The organism is Amycolatopsis sp. NPDC059027 (assembly GCF_042739735.1).
Classification (GTDB): domain Bacteria; phylum Actinomycetota; class Actinomycetes; order Mycobacteriales; family Pseudonocardiaceae; genus Amycolatopsis.
Genome location: NZ_JBHYIK010000001.1, coordinates 17,721 through 36,436, shown reverse-complemented (window position 1 = coordinate 36,436; position 18,716 = coordinate 17,721). Strand labels below are relative to the sequence as shown.

Below are 18,716 nucleotides of genomic sequence, written 5' to 3'. Positions count from 1 at the left end.
GTATCCACTAGCGCTGTAGGGAGTCACGCGTGCCCATCGATCCCGCTGTCGCCATCGGCGCCGATCTCGGCGAAGTCGGCTTCGCCTGGACGTCGTCGGACGTGCTGCTGTACCATCTCGCGCTCGGTGCCGGCGCGGATCCCGTGGACGAACGGGAACTGCGCTACGCCACCGAGCGCGAGCTGCGGGTGATCCCGACGTTCGCCACCGTCGCGGCGAACCTGCGGGTGTTCGACCCGCCCGCGGTGTCGTTCCCCGGCGTCGAGATCGACCTGGCGAAGGTGTTGCACGGCAAGCAGGAGATCGAGCTGCACCGCCCGATCCCGGTCGAGGGCAAGGCGGTCGCGCGCTCGCGGATCGCCGACGTCTTCGACAAGGGCAAGGCGGCCGTCGTGGTCCAGGAGACGACGGTGACCGGCGAGGACGGAAGTCCACTGTGGACGGCGAGGTCGAGCATCTTCGCCCGCGGCGAAGGCGGTTTCGGCGGCGACCGTGGGCCGTCCGACCGCGTGGAGTGGCCCGGCCGGGAACCGGACGCCGTCCTCGACACACCGACGTTGCCGCAGCAGGCGCTGCTGTACCGGCTCTGCGGCGACCGCAACCCCCTGCATTCCGACCCGGGGTTCGCCCGCGCCGCCGGCTTCGACCGGCCGATCCTGCACGGGCTGTGCACTTATGGCGTGGTGGCGAAGACCGTGATCGACGCCTTCCTCGACGGCGATCCCGGCCGGGTCCGGTCCTTCGGCACGAAGTTCGCCGGCGTGGTGTTCCCCGGCGAGACGTTGCGCACCCGGGTGTGGCGCGAGGACGACCGCCTGCTGGTCACCACCACCGCGCCGGAACGTGACGACGCGCCGGTGCTGGCGGACACGGTGCTGGTCCCGAACCCGGCGTGACGTCTCAGCGTGCTGCCGCGGGCTCGGGCAAGGGCAGGGTTTCGCCGGTCTCCAGCAACGTCTTGAGGCTCGACAGCAGGTGCGGCCAGCCACCGCTGACCGCCGACAGGACGATGCTGTCCGGTTCGAAGTCGTCGTGCACGACGGTGAGCTTGACCAGCGACCCCTGCTGTTCGAGCGTGAAGGTCACCTTGGACCGCGGTTCGGCGGCGGCCTTGGCACGGAACTCCTCGCCCAGCCCATGGGTTTCGGCGTGCTCCTTGGTAAAGGTGTGCCAGCGGTAGGACAGCTTGGTGTACGGCTCGGCCTCGATGACGACCTGCTCGGGGTCGGCGATCGTGAACTCCGGCTCGACCCACGCCATCCTCGACCCGGGCTTCCAATCGGTCTCGAACGCGGGACCCCAGTACCGGCGGGTGAACGCGGGGTCGGTCAGCGCCTGCCACAGCTTCTCGGGCGTCGTGGCGATGTAGCTCGTGTAGACGAATTCGGGCTTGCTCATCGGTTCTCCTTCGAGTGCCTTCTTCAGATCGGCGAGAGCGTCCACTCGCGCCTGGTGGTAGCGGTTGATCCACCGCTCGGCGAGGGCGTTGATCGGCTCGGCGTTGAGGTAGTGCAGCTTTTCCCGGCCCCGCCACACGGTGGTCACGAGGTTCGCCGCCTCGAGCACGGCCAGGTGTTTGCTGACCGACTGACGTGCCATCGCCAGCCCCGCGCACAGTTCGCGCAGCGTCTGGCCGTTGTGGGCGTTCAGGCTGTCCAGCAGCGCGCGGCGGCTGCCGTCGGCCAGCGCCTTGAACACCTCGTCCATCCGTCACCTCACATAGGCAGCCAATCGGCTGCCTGAACTATAGGCAGCCATCTGGCTGCATGTCAACCGAAGCTTGAACCTCCCCCTACGTGAGGTCTTATCGTGGTCCTCATGAGGGGAACCGGGGGCACTGACCAGCGACGATGGAGTGTCGGCGCGCTGGCGAAGGCCACCGGCACGACCGTGCGCACGCTGCACCACTACGACGAACTGGGCTTGTTGCGGCCCAGCGAACGCACCCGATCCGGACATCGCCGGTACACCGAAGGAGACCTCCACCGGCTGTACCGGATCCGGCTGCTCCGGCAGCTCGGCATGTCGCTGGAGGAGATCGGCGGCGTACTGGCCGACCCCAGCGCCCTGCGTGACGTGCTCGACCGCCGTCTCGACGAGATCGACGACGAGGTCTGGCGACTGAACGCACTCGGCCGCCAGATCCGCGGCCTGCTGGAGCAGCTGGACGACGCGCGGCTGTGCCCGGACACCGGCGAACTGCTCACCCTGCTGGGCCGCACCAGCCTTTTCGACGGGTACATCACCCGGGAACAACGCGACCTGCTGGACGAACGCGCCGGCGAACTCGGCGACGACGGCCGGAAATGGCTCGACACGGAATGGCCGCAGGTGCTGACGAAACTCGCGGAACATTGCCGCGCCGGCGACCCGGTGGATTCGCCTGAAGTGGTGCGGACATTGCGGCGGCTGTTCGTGGTACTGGACATGTACACCGGTGGCGATTCCGGCCTCAAGGACTCGGTCGCCCGGTTCTTCCGGGAGCAGGGGCTCGGTGTACTGCAAGACGTGGCGCCCGAAGATTTCGCGCTCGGTGACGAGTTGTGGGATTACGTGGCGAAAGCCTACGCGGCGGCGTTGTCCGCCGGATGAAAACGGACGGGAAACCGTCCGCACATCGAGGGGAATGAAAATGTTCCGAAGATTGCTGCTGCTCTTTTCCGTTCTGTTCCTGGCGAGCAGCGGGGTCGCACACGCGGCCGATCGGCTCGTCCCGCGGCTTCCGGCGCCGACCGGCCCGCACGCGGTCGGCGTCGCCGACCTGCACCTGGTCGACCCTGCTCTGCCGGACCCTGGCAGCCCGACCGGCACCCGCGAAGTGATGGTGTCGGTGTTCTACCCGGCCGAGGAGGTCCGCGGCCATCCGGTCGCGCCACAGATGACACGCCAGGCCGCGGCGTGGTTCGCCACCACGGACACGGTGTTCCTGCACCCGGAGCTTTCGTCCACAAAGGACAAGGTGGACTGGGCGGCCACGCTGACGCACGCACACACCGGCGCTCCCGCGCTACCGGGCCGCCACCCGGTGCTCCTCTACAGCCCGGGTTTCGGGGATCCACGCACGCTCGGTACCGGCGTCGCCGAGGAACTGGCCAGCCGCGGTTTCGTCGTGGTGACCCTCGACCATCCCGGCGAAACGAGCATCGTCGAGTTCCCCGGCGGAAGGACGCGGACGATTCTCGAGTTGAACGGCCACAATCCCGGCACTGAGCCCGCGGCCTTCCGCACGATGATCGCGACCCGGCTCGCTGATACCCGGCTCGTACTGGACAACCTGGAGACCCTCGCCGCGGGCGGGAATCCGGACGCCGAACACCGTGCGCTGCCGAAGAACCTGGGCCTTTCCCTCGATCCGCGCAGGATCGGGATGTACGGGCATTCGGCGGGCGGGACGACCGCAGCCGAGGCCCTGCACGAGGACCAGCGGATCGACGCGGCGGTCAACCTGGAAGGTTTCCTCGACTATCTCCCGGATCGGCCGGGGCAGGCCGGTGAACTGCTGCCGGTCGTCCGCGACGGCGTCGACCGTCCCCTGCTGTTGTGGGGCACCGACGGCTACCGCACCGAACGCTACGACCGCGCGTGGTCGGCCATGCTCGCCCGCTCGCCGGAATGGACGTGCCGTCGCCAGCTCGGCGACGCCACGCACTGGGTGTTCACCGACTTCGCCGCCATCGCACCGCAACTGCAGGCAGCGGGCCTGATGACCGCCGCGCAACGGAAGTCGCTCATCGGCGCGATCGACCCGGCGGTGTCGGTACCGGCGGTGCGTGACGACGTCCGGTCGTTCTTCGCCAGGAACCTGCGACGCTGACGGCTTGCCGTGAGTGCCGGGCGTCCACACCCTGGTCGCCCGGCACCGGCCCCGCCGCCGCCGGTTACGGTGGTGACAGGGCAACGACAGCAGGACGGACGACAGATGCCAGACGAGCAGGACTTCTTCGTGGTGCGCGGCCAGGTCGAATCCGGCGACAAGCGGGGCCGGGAGCTGGGCTTCCCCACCGCCAACATCGCGCTGCGCGATCAGGACGGCGCGGTCGGCGACGGCGTGTGGGCGGGCTGGGCCGAACGCGCCGACGGCACCCGCGTCGCCGCCGCCGTCTCCGTGGGCCGCCGCCCGACCTACTACGGCGCCGACGGCTACCGGCTGCTGGAGGCCCATCTGCTGGACTTCGCCGGCGACCTGTACGACGAGGTGCTGACCGTCTGGCTCGGCAAGCACCTGCGTGACCAGAAGGCGTACTCCTCCGCCGAAGAGCTGATCACGGCGTTGAAGAACGACGTCATCGCGGCCGCGGCCTGGACGGCCGACAACCCGGCGACGAATCTGCCCGACCCGGGCGACCCCAAGCCCGGCGAGGTCCGCAGGCTCCCCCGCGCCTAGTCCGAACAGCGGTCAGCCGGCGTCCTCGACGATTCCCCGTGCCTGACGCCGTTCCCGGTCCCAGCCGTCCGGCCAGACCGTGCTCGCGTCCGCTCTCGCCCCGGCCAGCACCGCGCGGTCGAGCCGCGCATCGGTCAGGTCCGCGCCACGAAGGTCCGCCGCACCGAGGTCCGCACCGCTGAGATCGGCGTGCCGCAGGTTCGCGCCCCGCAGGTGCGCCCGGCCGAGGTTCGCCTCGACGAGGTGGGCGCGTTCGAGATACGACCGGCGGAGATCGGCGGCGGTCAGGTCCGCGTGTTCCAGGTGTATCCCGGCGAGCACGGCGCGCGCAAGGTTGCTGTAGCGGAGCTGGGCGCCGCCGAGCCGGGAATCGCGGAGCGCCACGCTGCGCAGGTCGACCCGGGAAAGGAACACGACCGGCTGGTTCCACGAGGCCGGACGGCGGCCGAGCACGCCCATGGCGACCTGGATGTCGGGCGCCCGGACGCGCATCCAGGGCAGCTGCTCGTCCACCTCCTCGGTGGGATGGGCCGGCCCGTCGGGAGAACCGGCGGGCCAGGGACTGTGGTTGCGGACGAACGCGCCCAGCATGAACTGGATCGTGTCGCGGTCCGCCGGGGAGTTCCGCGCGATGCGTTCCAGCGCGTAGAGCCCGCCGATGCGCACGTCCTGGTTGTCGCTCCCGATCTGGTCCACGGCGCGGGTGAACCGTTCGGTGAGCTGCCCTTCCCTGTTGACGTGGACCTGCCGCCAGGTCGCCCCGGCGCCCGCGACGACGAGCAGCCCGGCGGTGAGCTGCAAGAGGGTCGACCGGACGCCGTTCTGCAGCTGCGACTGCTCCTGCCGCAGCCGTATCCGTGTCTCCGCGGCGGGGACCGCGCCGAGGTCCGCGTCGCTCAACGGCGGGAACAGCAGTCCCGGAACCCAGGCCAGGCTGACGAGCACGACGCCGAGAAACAGCACCGCGCCGGCCACCACGCCCCACAGCACTTTTCGCGTCACAGGGCGGCGATGAGCATGTAGCCCATACCCAGGCCCATCACGCCCCGGCACACCGCTCGCGAGGTGCGGCCCTCGACGTCGCCGGGCCGCAGGGCGCGGATGGCCGTGAGGACGGCGTCCACCACGAAGTACGCGGCGGCCGCCGCCAGGACCGGCCACGCCCCGCCCACCGAGAGGTCCATTGTGGACATATTGAGCCACGGACCGTGCGTGCCGGAGCCGTGCGGCATCGCGGTCACCAGGTAGAGCATCACGACGGCGGACAGCGCGTGGTGCCCACAGGCCGGATGTTCGTGGCCGCCACCGGCGTGCTCGCGCCGATCACGCCACCAGGCGAGGCCGAACCAGCCCGTGACGAGCACGAGCACCGCCTGCCAGCCCGCGGCCGGGATCGGCCCGCCGACCGGGGAGAACATGGCGATCATCGCGACGATGAACAACAGCTCGGCCAGATCGCCGTTGCGGACCGTCCGGCCGAGCCGGACGTAGTCGAGCCGGGTGAGACGCAGCACGCAGGGCAGGACCAGCACGACGAAGATCCCGGTCAGGATCCAGTCCACCGCGACGAGGCCGTGCACGCGGTCCGCCTAGCCGGTTCCGGTGGCACGGCTCGTGCCGGCTCGCGGGTTCCGTCCGGGCATGCCAACCTCGCCGTGTGTCGCGGAGTGATCCGCTCCACCGTGACACCGGCCGCCTCCCGGCACCAGCCGTCATTGTGGTGAAACCGTTGGCCCACCCGATGGACGACCGGAAACACGAACCGGATATGCGTCCCGGCTAATCTCCCGTCAGGACGAGCCCGCTCGTCGGGACGCCGGTGCCCGCGGTCACCAGCACTCGCGCGGCGCCGGGGACCTGGTTGACCGCGCTGCCGCGCACCTGCCGCACCCCCTCGGCGATGCCGTTCATGCCGTGGATGTATGCCTCGCCGAGCTGGCCGCCGTGCGGGTTGAGCGGGAGCTTCCCGTCCAGTTCCAGTGCGCCGTCCGCGATGAAGTCCTTCGCCTCACCACGCCCGCAGAAGCCGAGTTCTTCCAGCTGCATCAGCACATACGGGGTGAAGTGGTCGTACAGCACCGCAACGTCCACATCGGACGGTCCGAGGCCGGACTGGGCCCACAGCTGCCTGCCGACGACGCCCATTTCGGGCAGCGCGGCGAGGTCGTCGCGGTAGTAGCTGGTCATCACGTACTGGTCCGGTCCGCTGCCCTGCGCGGCCGCCGAGATCACCGCGACCGGGTGTGGCAGGTCGCGGGCCCGCTCGACGCTGGTGATCACCAGCGCGACGCCGCCGTCGCTCTCCTGGCAGCAGTCGAGCAGGTGCAGCGGTTCGGCCACCCAGCGGGAGGCCTGGTGCTCTTCGAGCGTGATCGGGCGGCCGTGGAACCACGCCTTCGGGTTCGTCGCCGCGTGCTTGCGGTCGAGCACCGCGATCCGGCCGAAGTCCTCGCTCGTGGCGCGGTAGTCGTGCAGATAGCGGCGGGCGACCATGGCAACGGTCGCGGCGGGCGTCGCGATGCCCATCGGGTAGTGGAACGCGTTGTCCACACCGGACGAATTGACCTGCCCCGCGGCCGCGGACGACACCTGCCCGAACCGGTGCCCGGAGCGTTCGTTGAAGGCGCGGTAGGCGACCACGACGTCCGCGACGCCGGTCGCGACGGCCATCGCCGCCTGCTGCACGGTCGCCGCCGCGGCCCCGCCGCCGTAGTGGATCCGGCTGAAGAAGCTCAGTTCCGGGATGCCGAGTTCGCGGGCCACCGCGATCTCGCTGTTGCCGTCCATGGTGAACGACACCAGGCCGTCCACATCGGACGGACCGAGCCCGGCGTCGGCGAGGGCGTGCGAGACGCATTCGGCGGCGAGGCGGAGTTCGCTGCGGCCGGAGTCCTTGGAGAACTCGGTCGCGCCGATCCCGGCGATGGCGGCCTTTCCGGAAAGGGTCACGACGCACCGCCCGGCATGGTCAGTTCCACGGTTCCCGTCACATGTTCACCCAGACTGTCCACAGCGGACACCGAGAGCACGACGTCCGCGCCGTCGCGTTCGATCACCCGCCCGGTGAAGGTCAGCGTGTCGTAGGCGTAGCACGGTACTCCGAGGCGGATCTTGATCGAGCGCACGAATGCCTCCGGCCCGGCCCAGTCCGTGACGAAACGCTGCACAAGACCGGTGTCGGTGAGGATGTTGAGGAAGATGTCCTTGGAGCCCCTGGCGACCGCCGAATCGCGATCGTGGTGAACGTCCTGGAAGTCCCGGGTGGCGAGCGCGGTGCTCACCACAAAAGTCGGCGTCGCCTCGATCGTCAGCGGCGGAAGTTCGGTACCGACCGCACAGTCCACAGTCATCGCGCCACCTTCCACGCGGGCAACGTCAGCTCGTCGTCGACCCGGACGAACGCGGCCTCGACCGGGAGTCCGATGTGGACCTCATCCGGCGAGGCGTCGAGCAGTTCGGCCATCACACGGACGCCCTCCTCGAGTTCCACGAGCGCCACGACGAACGGGAGTTCCTTACCGGGCACCGGTGGATGATGGTGCACGACGTAGCTGTACACCGTCCCCCGTCCACATGCGACGACGTAGTCCGGCACGGTGTCAAGCGAGCCGTCCGGCGGCATCGGGCCGGGCGGATGACGCAGCGTCTCGCCCCAGCGCTGGATCCGCAGCTCGCCCGCTTTCAGGCCCTCCCAGAAGAACTCGGTGTCCTTGCTGATCACCGGACGCAGTACCGGTGCCTTGACAGCAGGGGCCGGTGCGGCGCCGGGCGGGCGGAACTTGAGCACGCGGAACACCATGTCCGCCACGGCTTCCTCGCCGACGTACCAGGTGGTCCGGGTGGTGACGAACCAGCCTTCGCCGAGCGCCGTGCGCTTCGGGCCGACGACGTTCTCCAGCTTCGTCGTGGCAGCCACGTGTTCGCCGTGCCGCAGATAACGGTGGTAGGTCTGCTCGGAGTTCGTCGCCACCACCGAGGTGAACCCGGCCTGGTCGAGCACCTCCATCATGGCACCGAGCGGATCGTCGGCCGCGCGGGTTCCGTGCAGTCCGTTCATCGTCCACACCTGCGCCATCGCGGGCGGCGCCACGAGTCCCTTGTGGACACTGTCGGCGGCGAAGCCCGGGTCCGTGTACACCGGGTTGTGATCGCCGAGTGCTTCGACCCAGTTGTTCACCATCGCCTGGTTGACCGCGTCACGCGCGAGCCGTGGTGAGGATTCCCCTTGTGCGGCAATGCGTTCGGCCGCGTCCTGGACACTCATGCGATGGCCTCGCTTCGCGAGACGGTGTTCGATTCTTTTTGGCGCATGATATCCATGATTCGCTCGCAAGCTTCGCTCATCGCGGCACCCTCGGCAGTCCGAGACCGGTGGTGGCGATCAGTTCGCGCTGGATCTCGCTGACCCCGCCGCCGAACGTCAGCACCAGGTTCCGCTTGGCGAGGACGTCCAGGAACTCCGCCAGTTCCGCCGTCTCCGGCTCGGCCGGATCTCCATGGCGTGCCACGATCTCCTCCAGTCTCCTGCCGATCCGCTGGATCCGTTCCGAGCCGAACACCTTCGTCGCCGACGCGTCCGCCACGGCGACCGGCGCGCTCGCCGACGACACCGCCACCTGCCAGTTCAGCAGTTCGTTCACCCGCGCGGTGGCCAGCGACTCGGCCAGCACCGCCCGGACGTCGGGCAGGTCCAGCAGCGGCGTCCCGTCCGGGGTCTCACGCGCGGCGGCCCAGGCGCGGACCCGGTCGTACAGGCCGCCGATCCGCCCGGCGGGGCCGAGCATGACGCGTTCGTGGTTGAGCTGGGTGGTGATCAGCTTCCAGCCCTCGTTCTCCTTGCCCACCAGCATGTTCGCGGGCACGCGGACGTCCGAGTAGTAGGTCGCGTTCACATGGTGCGCGCCGTCGCAGGTGATGATCGGCGTCCAGGAGAAGCCGGGGTCGCGCGTGTCCGCGATGAGGATCGAGATCCCCTTGTGCTTCGGCGCGTCCGGCGCGGTGCGCACCGCGAGCCAGATGTAGTCCGCGTCGTGCGCTCCGGTGGTGAAGATCTTCTGGCCGTTGACGACGTATTCGTCGCCGTCACGCACCGCCGTCGTGCGCAGCGAGGCGAGGTCCGTCCCGGCCTCCGGTTCGGTGTACCCGATGGCGAAATGCACTTCCCCGGCCAGGATCTTCGGCAGGAACAGGGCTTTCTGCTCCTCGGTGCCGAAGCTCTGCAGGGTCGGCCCGACCGTCTGGAGCGTGACCGACGGCAGCTGGATCTCGGCTCGCGCGGCTTCGTCGACGAACAGGTGCTGTTCGATCTCGCCGAAACCGCGGCCACCGTACTCCTTCGGCCAGCCGACGCCGAGCCACCCGTCGCGGCCCATCCGCCGCACGAGTTCGCGGAACATCGGCCCGTGCCGCTCACGCAGCATTTCCCGGCGCTCCTTCGGGCTGAGCAGCCCGGCGAAGTACTTCCGCAGTTCGGCCCGCAGCGCCTGCTGCTCGGCCGTCAGTTCGACATGCATCCGATGCTCACCCCGCCACTCGTTCGCCGAGCCTGCCGAGCCGGTGCGCGGCCCCGCCGACCGCACGGGCCAGATCCTTGACCGCCGAGGAATACCGGTGCAGCGGATAGGTTTCGTCGACGCCGACGCCGCCGTGCAGGTGATGGCAGATCGCCAGCGCGGCCGGTACTTCCTCGGCCAGCCAGTAGGCGGCGACATCGAGGTCGGCGTCCGCGTCGAGTCCCCGCGCGAGCCGCCACACCGCCGACGTCGCGGCGAGGTGCACGGTCCGCGACGCGATGTAGACGTCCGCGATCTGCTGGGCCACCGCTTGGAATGTCGCGAGTGGACGGCCGAACTGCGTGCGTTCGCCGACATGCCGGGAAGTCAGGGCGAGCGCGCCCGCCAGCAGGCCGTCGCCGAGCGCTGCGGCGCCGGCGAGCGCGAACCGGTGCAGGACCGCGACCGCCTGTCCCCCACCGGATTCGGTGAGCAGGTCCGCTTCGGACACCACAACGGCGTCCAGTTTCACCGTGTATTCCGGCGTTTCCGAGGAATTCCTCGACGCGGTGAGCGTGACGCCGTCGGCACGCGGATCGACCAGGAACACGCCGGTGCCGCCGGGCATCGACACCGGGGTCAGGATGCGCGCGGACTCGGCGGCGTAGGGAACGGCCGTCTTGACCCCGTCGAGCCGCCAGCCGCCGTTCGCGGTGGCGGTCGTCGCGGGCCGGACGGCCAGCGGGGCGGACGGTTCGTGCAGGGCCGCGGTCAGCAGCGCCTCCCCCGTCGCGACCGGCGGGAGCAGCGCGGCCCGTTGCCCGGGACTGCCCAGCGCTTCCACCGGCAGGACGCCGAGTGCCAGCGCGGGCAGCGCGGGCACGGGCGCGGCGGCCCTGCCGACCTCCGTGAGCACCTGGGCGACCTCCGCGACGCCGAGCGCGTCACCGTCCAGGTCGGACGGCAGCGCGAGCGCGAGCAGCCCGGCCTCGGCCAGCGCGTGCCACACGCTGCCGGGGTCGCCGTCCTTGCCGAGCACCTTCGCGGTGAGCGCGATGATCTCGGTCTGCGTATCGTCAAGGGTGAAGTCCATCCACCGCCTCCGGATGGGCGTAATATTGAAACCTGTTCTAGTCTTAGCCGGAACGAGCGGGATCGGCAACCCCCGGGGAGAGGGCGTATGGACCGCGGCACCATCTCCGACGCCGGCTGGCTCGTCACGCGACGGCTGGTGACGATCCCGCCGACCGCGGGCGTGCCCGACCCCAAACCCCTCACGCTGCCGGGTCGTGGAGAAACCGTTTACGTCGACGTCGGGCCGCGGCACGCGCCCGCTATCGTCCTGCTGCATTCGGTGGCCTGCACCGGCTTGCTCACCTGGTATCCGGTGCTGGAACGCCTGTCGGCGCGGTACCGGGTGGTGGTGTTCGACCAGCGCTGGCACGGGCAGGGCATCCGGTCGCCACGCTTCGAGGCACGCTCTCCCGCCGAGAAGGCATCAGCGCAGTTCCGGCTGGCCGACTGCGCCGAGGACGTCGTCGCGGTCGCCGACGCGCTCGAACTGGGCACCTTCGCCGTCGGCGGCTACTCGATGGGCGGGATGGTCGCGCAGCTCGTCGCCCACGCAGAACCAGAACGTGTTTCAGGTCTCATCCTGTGCTCGACCGCGAGCAACTTCCGGCGCGGTGTCCGCCAGCGCGTCGCGCTCGACGTCTTCGGCCGCGCGCTGACGCGGTTCCGCGAGAGCGCGCGTATCGGCGCGGTGCCGGGCGAGCCCCGGCGGGCGCGGCTGGCCCGGCTGGAGGACCACCGCTGGGCGCTGGCCGAGTTCCGGTCCACCAGCGCCTGGGAGATCGCCGTCGCGATCGACGAGATCGGCCGGTTCGACTCCCGGTCGTGGCTGCCCGCGATCCGGCAGCCGACGTCGGTCGTGATCAGCAGCCGAGACCGGTTCATCGCCCCGGCACACCAGCGGACCCTCGCACGGCTCGTCCCCGGCGCGGCGAGCTACGAGATCCCGGCCGGGCATGCCGCCTGCGTGCTCAACGCGAAGGAGTTCGTGCCCGCGGTCATGGCGGCGGTGACGTCGGTCCACGCCCGCTGACGGTGTCCCGCGTTAGTCTTCCGGCACCGAACGAGCCATGGGGGTATCGATGACCGGTCTGCGTGACGTCCTGGAGAAGCATGTCGGCGGCGCGGGGGCGCCCGGCGTGGTCGCGCTGATCGCGCGCGGCGACGAGACCGAGGTGGTGGCCCTCGGCTCCCACGACGTCGAAGCCACTACCGCGATGGCGCGGGACTCGATCTTCCGCGTCGCCTCGATCACCAAGCCGATCGTCGCCGCAGCGGTCATGACACTGATCGAGGACGGTCGCGTCGCGCTCGACGACCCGATCGGGAAATGGCTTCCGGAGCTGGCGGCCCCGAGCGTCGTGCGGACCCCGGACAGCCCGGTCGACGACGTGGTCCCGGCCGCCCGGCCGATCACCGTGGCCGATCTGCTCGATTTCCGGGCCGGGTGGGGATTTCCGGCCGATTTCTCCCTGCCCGCAGTGCGTCTGCTATTCGAGGAGGTGCAGGCGGACCCGCGCAACCCGGCGTCCTTCCCCTCGCCGGACGAGTGGCTGGCGAAACTGGCCCGCGTGCCGCTGCTGCACCAGCCGGGCGAGGCGTGGCTCTACAACACCTGCTCGGACCTGCAGGGCATCCTGATCGCCCGGGTCTCCGGCCGGTCTCTGCCCGAGTACCTGGCCGAACGGGTCTTCGAGCCACTCGGCATGACGGACACGGGATTCGTGGTGCCGCCGGAGAAACGCGCGCGGTTCACCCGCCTTTACGCGCCCGGCGACGACGGCCCCGTCCCGGCCAGCGCCCCGGACGACGCCTGGCACACGCTGCCGCGGTTCCCCTCCGGGGGCGGCGGGCTGGTCTCGACCGTGGACGACTGGGCCGTCTTCGGCCGGATGCTGCTCGGGGGCGGGATTCTCGACGGCCACCGCGTGCTGTCGGCCGAGTCCGTGCGGCGGATGACGACCGACCACCTGACCCCGGCGCAGCGGGAAGCGAGCACGCTGTTCCTGGAAGGGCAGGGCTGGGGTCATGGCGGTTCGGTCGACGTCGCGGCCGTCGATCCGTGGAACGTGCCCGGCCGCTACGGCTGGGTCGGCGGCACCGGCACGACCGCCCATGTCATCCCGGCCACCGGCACGGTCGCGGTCCTGCTCACCCAGCTGGCGATGACCAACCCGGCCCCGACCCCGCTCATGCGGGAGTTCTGGCGGTACGCGGCGACGGCGTGAGTCAGTGCGGCGAGACCAGCTCGGCGGGACGAAGCGTCAGCGCGTACGGCTTTTCGAGCCGGACTTCGTCGCCGCCGCGTCCTTCGCCCGCCAGCTCATAGGAATCGCCGGAGAGGTCGAAGCAGCTCAGGCTCGGCACCCGCGGGTCGATCACCCAGTAGTGCGGGCAGCCCGCGGCGGCCAGCCGGGCGGGCTTGAGGTGACGGTCGATGTACTCGCTCGACGGCGAGACGACCTCGACGGCGAGCACCGGGATCCCGACCAGCGCGCGGTCGGTGAAGCTGTCCCGCCTGCCCACGACGACGTCGGGGATGAGCACGGTGTGATCGTCGAGCACGACGTCCACCGGTGCCGGGAGCACCTCGCAGTCCGCGGGGCACAAGGGGGTGAGCGCGGCGAGCAGGCGCGCGACCACCCTCTGGTGCAGCGGGCGCGGGGACGGGCTCACTAGAAGTGTCCCGTCGACCAGTTCGTACCGACGACGTTCATCGGTGATCAACTCCAGGTCCCGACGGGTGAGACGGTCTCCGTGCGCGAACATCGGGACGGTCTCCATGCTGCCCCCACCACCTGCCAGGACGGGAATGGACTCGGCCAGCGTAGTCGTGCACGGGCCGCAGCGCTAACCAGCGCACCGTGCCGAGTCCGCCCGACCGGCCTATTCCCCCGCCGTCATTCCCGCGATCGCCGTCACGAGGCGTGCGCACATTTCTCCCGGCCCGCCCGAACAGAGCAGGATCACCCGGAAAGGCGTCCATTCGAGTAATGATCGAGAATTCCCGGTTCCGCCATTCTCCGTAGCCCCACCGGTTACTCGATCACAACCTGATGGACGCCTGACCAGCGATGAAACCATTTTCGGCGGCACGATGAGACGTTCGCGGCCATCGGCGAAGTATACCGCGAACATAGCGGCCGACTCACGGCCGGATAACGACGAATCCGCGTTCAACCGGATTTCACCTCTTCGGTTCTCGCGCGGGGTGTATTCGTCATCGGCGTTCGCGATCACCGGCGTATTCTGGAGTGAGGCAGTTGTCCGTGACCACGCCGCCGATCACCCAGGGTGTCTCGGTGTACGTACGACCGGGTGGTTCCATGGCCGCTTCGTCCGCCCCGAGCAAACCCGCCTCCCTCTTCCGCCTCGACGGTACCGAGGCGCTGGTCTCCCTGAAGCCCGAGCAGGTCACCGTCGACACCGACGTCGACATCTCCGGCACCCGCGCGCGGCTGGTGGCGGGGGCGTTCCACACCGAGGTACCCCAGTGGGTCCCGCACGCCGCCGCGCTGACCGGCAACGAACTCGACCTGTCCGCCGAACTACCGTTCGCCGTGCTGCTGGTCCCCCGTCCACCGTGGACCTACGCCGTGACGTGGGGCGCCGGGCATCTGGCGCTGAACGACGAACACGTCGAGCAGGGTTTCGGCCTGATGTTCGGGATCCGGCGGCTCGACCCGTTCGACCTCGGGCTGGTCGCCAGCGCGGCCCTCGACGCGTCGGCGCGGGCCACGCAGATCTCCATTCCCGGCGGCGGCGATCTGTCCGCGTTCCGGCTGGAGCCCTACGGCGAGTTGGTCAACCGGCTGGCGGGCGCCGCAGATCTGACCGAGCTGACCTACGGCCGGATCACCGGGAAGCGGTACCGGATCCGGGTCGGCAACGCGCTGTGGGTCCCGCTGGCCAAGGAACCCCGCGCGTTCCTGGCCGACCTCGACGCGGTCGGCGCGGTGGTGGACGAACCGGACCGGAACTCCGCGCTGCGGTTCATCGCCCAGACCCGCCCGCTGGACCGGCACCATCGTCTGCTGCCCACGCTCGAAGGCCGGCTCGCCGAGGCGCTCGGCGGCGCGGACGACGGCGCGCTGGGGCTGGCGTGGCCCGCGACGGCGGTCCGCGAGGCGGAGCACGCCGGATCGTTCCGGATCACCGGGCTCGGTGCCGGTGGCCCGTTCACCGCCGAGGGACGGCTGGAGCTGGGGCACCTCACCGACCGTCTTTCCGCAATCGAAGAGGGCAAGCGGACCAAGGCCCTGCGCGCGGGACGTGTCGTGGCGTGCGCGGACGACGCGGGCGAGGAGGAGTCCGGCGCCGCGATCCCGGCCGCGAAGTGGGTGGTCTTCGAGACCACGATCGACCACGTCCGGTACGTGTTCCATCAGGGCCGCTGGTACCGGATCGGGGAAACCTACGTCGAGCAGATGCGGGCCCAGGTGGCCGCGCTGCTGGAGCGCCGCTACGCGTGGCCCGAGGTGAAATGGACACCGAGCGGCGAGCCCGACGACGAGCACCGCTACTGCCGGAAGGTCGCTCGCGAACCCGGCTTTCTGTGTCTGGACAAGGATTTCGCGACGACACCGCTGCATCCCCGATTCGAACTGTGCGATCTCCTCGGGCCGGGCGACGAGCTGATCCACGTCAAATGGCTCGGCCGCGCGACGGCCGCGAGCCACCTCTACACGCAAGCGCTGGTCTCGGCCGAAGCCCTCCGCGACGAACCGGACGCGCTCGCACAGCTCGCCGCGAAAGCCGCGGCACTGGATCCGGACCGGGTCGTCACCGAATCCCCCGGCACGGTCGTGCTGGCCGCCGCCGGACGATCGTGGAACGTCGACGAGCTGTTCACGCTGTCGCAGGTCGCGTTGCTGCGCTTGGACCGCGCGGTGCGGGCGCTGCGGGCCGAGCTGCGTTTCGCCGACATCCCGTACGTGCCGAAGTCGCGGGCGCGAACGAAGCCGTCGCGAAGGCGGCGTTAAGCGAGCGCGGCCTTGAGCAGTTCGGCCAGCGCGTCGGGCAGGGCGTCGGCGAGCGGCCAGAGATCCTTGACGAGCTCCTTCGCGCCGAGCAGTCCGACATCGACCTTGCCCGCGTTGGACAGCACGGTGATGTTGAGCCCGGCGCCGTGGAACACCGGCCCCAGCGGGTAGAGCCCGGTGATCCGCGCGCCGAGCAGGTACAGCGGCATCGGCGGGCCCGGCACGTTGGAGACGACGAGGTTGTGCACCACCGGGTGTTTTTCGGCCAGCCGCAACGCCGAATACGCGCGCACCGCCAGGCCGAACATCGACGCCGCGGAGAACTGCGCCCAGTCGGCCAGCATGTCGGCGTCGATGTCGTAGTGGTGTGCCTTGGACCGCCGGTTCGCCTCGGCGAGGAAGAACACGCGCGCGGCGGGATCGGGCAGATGCGTGGGCAGCGAGGCGAAGAACGCGGACACCTTGTTGCTGCCGCCCTCGCGTTCGGTGCGTTCGTGCACCGACACCGGGACGGTCGCCACCAGCGGGTCGCCGGGCAGTTCGCCGCGATCGTCGAGGAACTGGCGCAGCGCGCCGGAAACGAGCGCGAGCACGACGTCGTTCACGGTGACGCGGAAGGCGTTCTTGACACGCTTGACGTCTTCGAGGTCGAGCTGGGCGTAGGCGACGCTGCGGTGTCCGGTGATGGTCCCGTTGAGCGAGGTCCTCGGCGCGGTGAACGGCACAGGCATTCCCTTGCCCCGCAACGCTTTCCCGAGCCAGCCGGGGACCAGCTCGACCAGGTCGGGCAGCAGTTTCACCAGTGCGTAAGGACGTTTGACGACCGTGGCGACGCCCGAGCGCAGCAGGTCGAGCCTGCCCGGCACATGCGCGTTGTGACGCTCGTCGGGTTCGATGTCCGGCGGCGGCGCGTCCGGGGAAAGCCCGGCCAGGTAGGCGATCAGGCTGGCGCCGCTGACACCGTCCACACTGGCGTGGTGCATCTTGATCAGCACCGCGATCCCGCCGTCGGCCAGGCCTTCGATCACGTAGAGCTGCCACAGCGGATGCGCGCGATCCAGCTGCTGGCCCGCGATGTGCGCGCACAGCTCGGCCAGTTCCGTGCGGTCGCCGGGCGCGGGCACGCCGATGCGGTGCACGTGGTGGTCGAGGTCGAAGTCCTCGTCCTCCACCCACACCGGATGCCCGACATTCCAGAGTGGATTGTGCAGTTTACGGCGGAATGCCGGGATCAGCAGGACCCGTTCGGCCAGCTGCCGCTTGAACTCCGCGAAGCTGTACCCGCCCGGCATCGTCGTGCCGTCCAGGGTGATCAGGCCGCAGACATGCAGGACCTGCGAGGACGTCTCGAGGTAGAGGAAGCTCGCGTCCAGGCCGCTCAGTCTCTGCATGCCGCAAGCCTAAGGCAGATCCGGCGACCCGGCCGCCGCGCGTACGCGCGGGTAACATCGGGCGGGTGCAGCCGAATTTCCTGACCCGCCGCGCGATCCAGCTCGCCCTCACGGCCAACGCCGTGCGCCCGGTGCGTTCGAAGCGCGCGACGATCCCGCTGTTCTTCGCGGGCTGGCTGGCCGACGAACTGGCGCCCCAGCAGCTCGCGCTCACCGCCGCCGACACGGCCGTCCACCTGGCACGCCACGGCGCGCGCAGGCCGTCCGACCGGATCGGGCTCGCGCTGGCCGGGCTGACCGCCGCCGGACTCGGCTCGCTGATCGCGACAGCCCAGCGCGCGAAGGGCGAGGTCGAGGACGCGCTGACCGAGGCGCTCGGCGAGGACTACGGCTCGCGGCTCGCGCATCCGCCGAGCCCACGCGACCTGGCGACCCCGTGGGGCCAGCTGCTGCTGCCGTTCCGGATGCACGACCCGGAGGTCGTGGTCGAGCGGAACATCGCCTACGCCCCCGGCGGCAAGCGGTACCTGCTGGACGTCTACCGCCCGCGGAAACCCGTGTCGGACGCGCCGGTGCTGCTGCAGGTACACGGCGGCGCCTGGGTGATCGGCAACAAGGAGGAGCAGGGCAGGCCGCTCATGCTGCACATGGCGCGGCGGGGCTGGGTCTGCGTCGCGATCAACTACCCGCTCGCCCCCGCCGCCCGCTGGCCCGCACACATCCTCGGGGTGAAGCAGGCGCTGATCTGGATCCGCGAGCACATCGCCTCCTACGGCGGGGACCCGCGGTTCGTCGCCGCGACCGGCGGTTCGGCGGGCGGGCACCTCGCCGCGCTGCTCGCGCTGACCGCGAACGATCCGATGTACCAGCCGGACGCCCCCGGTGTCGACACGAGCGTGCAGGCCTGCGTCCCGCACTACGGCGCCTACGACTTCGCCGCGACCACCGGCTCGCGGTCGAGCACGTTCCGGCGGGACCAGCTGCTGGCGCGCCGGGTGTTCGCCCCGGACCGCGACCCGGTGAACCACCTCGACGACTATGTCGCGGCGTCGCCGCTGGACCGGATCACCGGGGACGCGCCGCCGTTCTTCGTCATCCACGGCAAGCACGATTCGCTGATCCCGGTGCGGGAGGCGCGAGAGTTCGTGCGGCGGCTGCGGGAGAAGTCGCGGGAGCCGGTCGCGTACGCGGAGCTGGCCGGGGCGCAGCACGCGTTCGACGTGTTCCCGTCCATCCGCAGCGCGCACGTGGTGCGTGGGGTGGAACGGTTCCTGGAGCACAGTTACCGGAGCTGGGCGGCGAAGTAGGCGAAGTCGCGTACCCCGACGGACGGTTCGCGTACCCAGACGGTCGGCTCGCGTACCCAGACGGTCGGGCTCGCGTGACTGGACGGCGC

At 70.2% G+C, this 18,716-nt stretch carries 19 protein-coding genes; 8 read left to right on the top strand and 11 right to left on the bottom strand.

The window, feature by feature from the left end; all coding sequences use genetic code 11:
• The first annotated feature begins 29 nt into the window (after positions 1-29).
• Positions 30-896: a MaoC/PaaZ C-terminal domain-containing protein gene (locus tag ACFWY9_RS00165; protein ID WP_378337771.1), complete on the top strand. Its 867-nt coding sequence runs from the start codon at positions 30-32 to the stop codon at positions 894-896.
• Between the two features lie 4 nt (positions 897-900).
• Here ACFWY9_RS00165 and ACFWY9_RS00160 read toward each other — a convergent pair whose 3' ends face one another.
• The gene (locus ACFWY9_RS00160) at positions 901-1,707 is read right to left on the bottom strand and encodes an ArsR/SmtB family transcription factor (protein ID WP_378337770.1); all 807 of its coding nucleotides are present in this window, start codon (positions 1,705-1,707) and stop codon (positions 901-903) included.
• A 111-nt stretch (positions 1,708-1,818) separates the two neighbouring features.
• Between ACFWY9_RS00160 and ACFWY9_RS00155 the strand changes: the two genes are divergently transcribed.
• The 3 genes from ACFWY9_RS00155 to ACFWY9_RS00145 all read left to right on the top strand — a co-directional run bounded on the left by ACFWY9_RS00155 (position 1,819) and on the right by ACFWY9_RS00145 (position 4,384).
• Positions 1,819-2,592, top strand: coding sequence for a MerR family transcriptional regulator (locus ACFWY9_RS00155; protein WP_378337769.1), 774 nt, complete (start codon positions 1,819-1,821; stop codon positions 2,590-2,592).
• A gap of 40 nt (positions 2,593-2,632) precedes the next feature.
• The gene (locus ACFWY9_RS00150) at positions 2,633-3,814 is read left to right on the top strand and encodes an alpha/beta hydrolase family protein (RefSeq protein WP_378337768.1); all 1,182 of its coding nucleotides are present in this window, start codon (positions 2,633-2,635) and stop codon (positions 3,812-3,814) included.
• A 105-nt stretch (positions 3,815-3,919) separates the two neighbouring features.
• Positions 3,920-4,384 carry a riboflavin kinase gene (locus ACFWY9_RS00145; RefSeq protein WP_378327654.1) on the top strand — a complete coding sequence of 155 codons (465 nt, stop codon included), beginning with the start codon at positions 3,920-3,922 and terminating at the stop codon, positions 4,382-4,384.
• A gap of 12 nt (positions 4,385-4,396) precedes the next feature.
• Here the strand turns inward: ACFWY9_RS00145 and ACFWY9_RS00140 are convergent, their stop codons facing one another.
• From ACFWY9_RS00140 to ACFWY9_RS00110, 7 genes are all read right to left on the bottom strand, one after another.
• Entirely contained in the window at positions 4,397-5,386 is a 990-nt protein-coding gene (locus tag ACFWY9_RS00140; RefSeq protein ID WP_378327655.1) for a pentapeptide repeat-containing protein, read from the bottom strand.
• On the bottom strand, positions 5,383-5,964 hold the full coding sequence (locus tag ACFWY9_RS00135) for a DUF5134 domain-containing protein (RefSeq protein WP_378327656.1): 582 nt from the start codon (positions 5,962-5,964) through the stop codon (positions 5,383-5,385). The genes ACFWY9_RS00140 and ACFWY9_RS00135 overlap by 4 nt, the downstream gene beginning before the upstream one ends.
• Before the next feature lie 199 nt (positions 5,965-6,163).
• Positions 6,164-7,333, bottom strand: coding sequence for a lipid-transfer protein (locus tag ACFWY9_RS00130; protein ID WP_378337767.1), 1,170 nt, complete (start codon positions 7,331-7,333; stop codon positions 6,164-6,166).
• Complete coding sequence (locus tag ACFWY9_RS00125) at positions 7,330-7,734, bottom strand: MaoC family dehydratase (protein ID WP_378327658.1); 405 nt, start codon at positions 7,732-7,734, stop codon at positions 7,330-7,332. The genes ACFWY9_RS00130 and ACFWY9_RS00125 overlap by 4 nt, the downstream gene beginning before the upstream one ends.
• The gene (locus ACFWY9_RS00120; RefSeq protein ID WP_378327659.1) at positions 7,731-8,648 is read right to left on the bottom strand and encodes a bifunctional MaoC family dehydratase N-terminal/OB-fold nucleic acid binding domain-containing protein; all 918 of its coding nucleotides are present in this window, start codon (positions 8,646-8,648) and stop codon (positions 7,731-7,733) included. The genes ACFWY9_RS00125 and ACFWY9_RS00120 overlap by 4 nt, the downstream gene beginning before the upstream one ends.
• A 76-nt stretch (positions 8,649-8,724) precedes the next feature.
• Positions 8,725-9,897, bottom strand: a complete 1,173-nt coding sequence (locus ACFWY9_RS00115) for an acyl-CoA dehydrogenase family protein (protein WP_378337766.1) — start codon at positions 9,895-9,897, stop codon at positions 8,725-8,727.
• A 7-nt stretch (positions 9,898-9,904) separates the two neighbouring features.
• On the bottom strand, positions 9,905-10,969 hold the full coding sequence (locus ACFWY9_RS00110; RefSeq protein ID WP_378337765.1) for an acyl-CoA dehydrogenase family protein: 1,065 nt from the start codon (positions 10,967-10,969) through the stop codon (positions 9,905-9,907).
• An 87-nt stretch (positions 10,970-11,056) separates the two neighbouring features.
• Between ACFWY9_RS00110 and ACFWY9_RS00105 the strand changes: the two genes are divergently transcribed.
• Together ACFWY9_RS00105 and ACFWY9_RS00100 are read left to right on the top strand one after the other, a co-directional pair.
• Positions 11,057-11,980 (top strand): alpha/beta fold hydrolase, encoded by a 924-nt coding sequence (locus ACFWY9_RS00105; RefSeq protein WP_378327662.1) that lies wholly within the window; start codon positions 11,057-11,059, stop codon positions 11,978-11,980.
• A 49-nt stretch (positions 11,981-12,029) separates the two neighbouring features.
• Positions 12,030-13,175 (top strand): serine hydrolase domain-containing protein, encoded by a 1,146-nt coding sequence (locus ACFWY9_RS00100; protein WP_378337764.1) that lies wholly within the window; start codon positions 12,030-12,032, stop codon positions 13,173-13,175.
• A gap of 1 nt (position 13,176) precedes the next feature.
• Here the strand turns inward: ACFWY9_RS00100 and ACFWY9_RS00095 are convergent, their stop codons facing one another.
• Positions 13,177-13,716 (bottom strand): Uma2 family endonuclease, encoded by a 540-nt coding sequence (locus ACFWY9_RS00095; RefSeq protein WP_378327702.1) that lies wholly within the window; start codon positions 13,714-13,716, stop codon positions 13,177-13,179.
• Between the two features lie 117 nt (positions 13,717-13,833).
• The gene (locus ACFWY9_RS00090) at positions 13,834-14,187 is read right to left on the bottom strand and encodes a hypothetical protein (protein WP_378327664.1); all 354 of its coding nucleotides are present in this window, start codon (positions 14,185-14,187) and stop codon (positions 13,834-13,836) included.
• 86 nt (positions 14,188-14,273) lie between these two features.
• Between ACFWY9_RS00090 and ACFWY9_RS00085 the strand changes: the two genes are divergently transcribed.
• Positions 14,274-15,929 (top strand): TIGR04141 family sporadically distributed protein, encoded by a 1,656-nt coding sequence (locus ACFWY9_RS00085; protein ID WP_378337763.1) that lies wholly within the window; start codon positions 14,274-14,276, stop codon positions 15,927-15,929.
• On the opposite strand, the gene ACFWY9_RS00080 is transcribed toward ACFWY9_RS00085, so the two are convergent.
• Positions 15,926-17,320 carry a wax ester/triacylglycerol synthase family O-acyltransferase gene (locus ACFWY9_RS00080; RefSeq protein WP_378337762.1) on the bottom strand — a complete coding sequence of 465 codons (1,395 nt, stop codon included), beginning with the start codon at positions 17,318-17,320 and terminating at the stop codon, positions 15,926-15,928. The genes ACFWY9_RS00085 and ACFWY9_RS00080 overlap by 4 nt on opposite strands.
• Positions 17,321-17,385: 65 nt before the next feature.
• On the opposite strand from ACFWY9_RS00080, the gene ACFWY9_RS00075 reads away from it, so the two are divergent.
• On the top strand, positions 17,386-18,627 hold the full coding sequence (locus tag ACFWY9_RS00075; protein ID WP_378327667.1) for an alpha/beta hydrolase fold domain-containing protein: 1,242 nt from the start codon (positions 17,386-17,388) through the stop codon (positions 18,625-18,627).
• Positions 18,628-18,716 lie beyond the last annotated feature (89 nt).

Coding starts and splice junctions, on each gene's coding strand:
- ACFWY9_RS00100 (WP_378337764.1), top strand. CDS start 12,030: ATGACCGGTCTGCGTGACGTCCTGGAGAAGCATGTCGGCGGCGCGGGG.
- ACFWY9_RS00150 (WP_378337768.1), top strand. CDS start 2,633: ATGTTCCGAAGATTGCTGCTGCTCTTTTCCGTTCTGTTCCTGGCGAGC.
- ACFWY9_RS00115 (WP_378337766.1), bottom strand. CDS start 9,897: ATGCATGTCGAACTGACGGCCGAGCAGCAGGCGCTGCGGGCCGAACTG.
- ACFWY9_RS00080 (WP_378337762.1), bottom strand. CDS start 17,320: ATGCAGAGACTGAGCGGCCTGGACGCGAGCTTCCTCTACCTCGAGACG.
- ACFWY9_RS00120 (WP_378327659.1), bottom strand. CDS start 8,648: ATGAGTGTCCAGGACGCGGCCGAACGCATTGCCGCACAAGGGGAATCC.
- ACFWY9_RS00110 (WP_378337765.1), bottom strand. CDS start 10,969: ATGGACTTCACCCTTGACGATACGCAGACCGAGATCATCGCGCTCACC.
- ACFWY9_RS00105 (WP_378327662.1), top strand. CDS start 11,057: ATGGACCGCGGCACCATCTCCGACGCCGGCTGGCTCGTCACGCGACGG.
- ACFWY9_RS00160 (WP_378337770.1), bottom strand. CDS start 1,707: ATGGACGAGGTGTTCAAGGCGCTGGCCGACGGCAGCCGCCGCGCGCTG.
- ACFWY9_RS00095 (WP_378327702.1), bottom strand. CDS start 13,716: ATGTTCGCGCACGGAGACCGTCTCACCCGTCGGGACCTGGAGTTGATC.
- ACFWY9_RS00085 (WP_378337763.1), top strand. CDS start 14,274: ATGGCCGCTTCGTCCGCCCCGAGCAAACCCGCCTCCCTCTTCCGCCTC.
- ACFWY9_RS00125 (WP_378327658.1), bottom strand. CDS start 7,734: ATGACTGTGGACTGTGCGGTCGGTACCGAACTTCCGCCGCTGACGATC.
- ACFWY9_RS00155 (WP_378337769.1), top strand. CDS start 1,819: ATGAGGGGAACCGGGGGCACTGACCAGCGACGATGGAGTGTCGGCGCG.
- ACFWY9_RS00145 (WP_378327654.1), top strand. CDS start 3,920: ATGCCAGACGAGCAGGACTTCTTCGTGGTGCGCGGCCAGGTCGAATCC.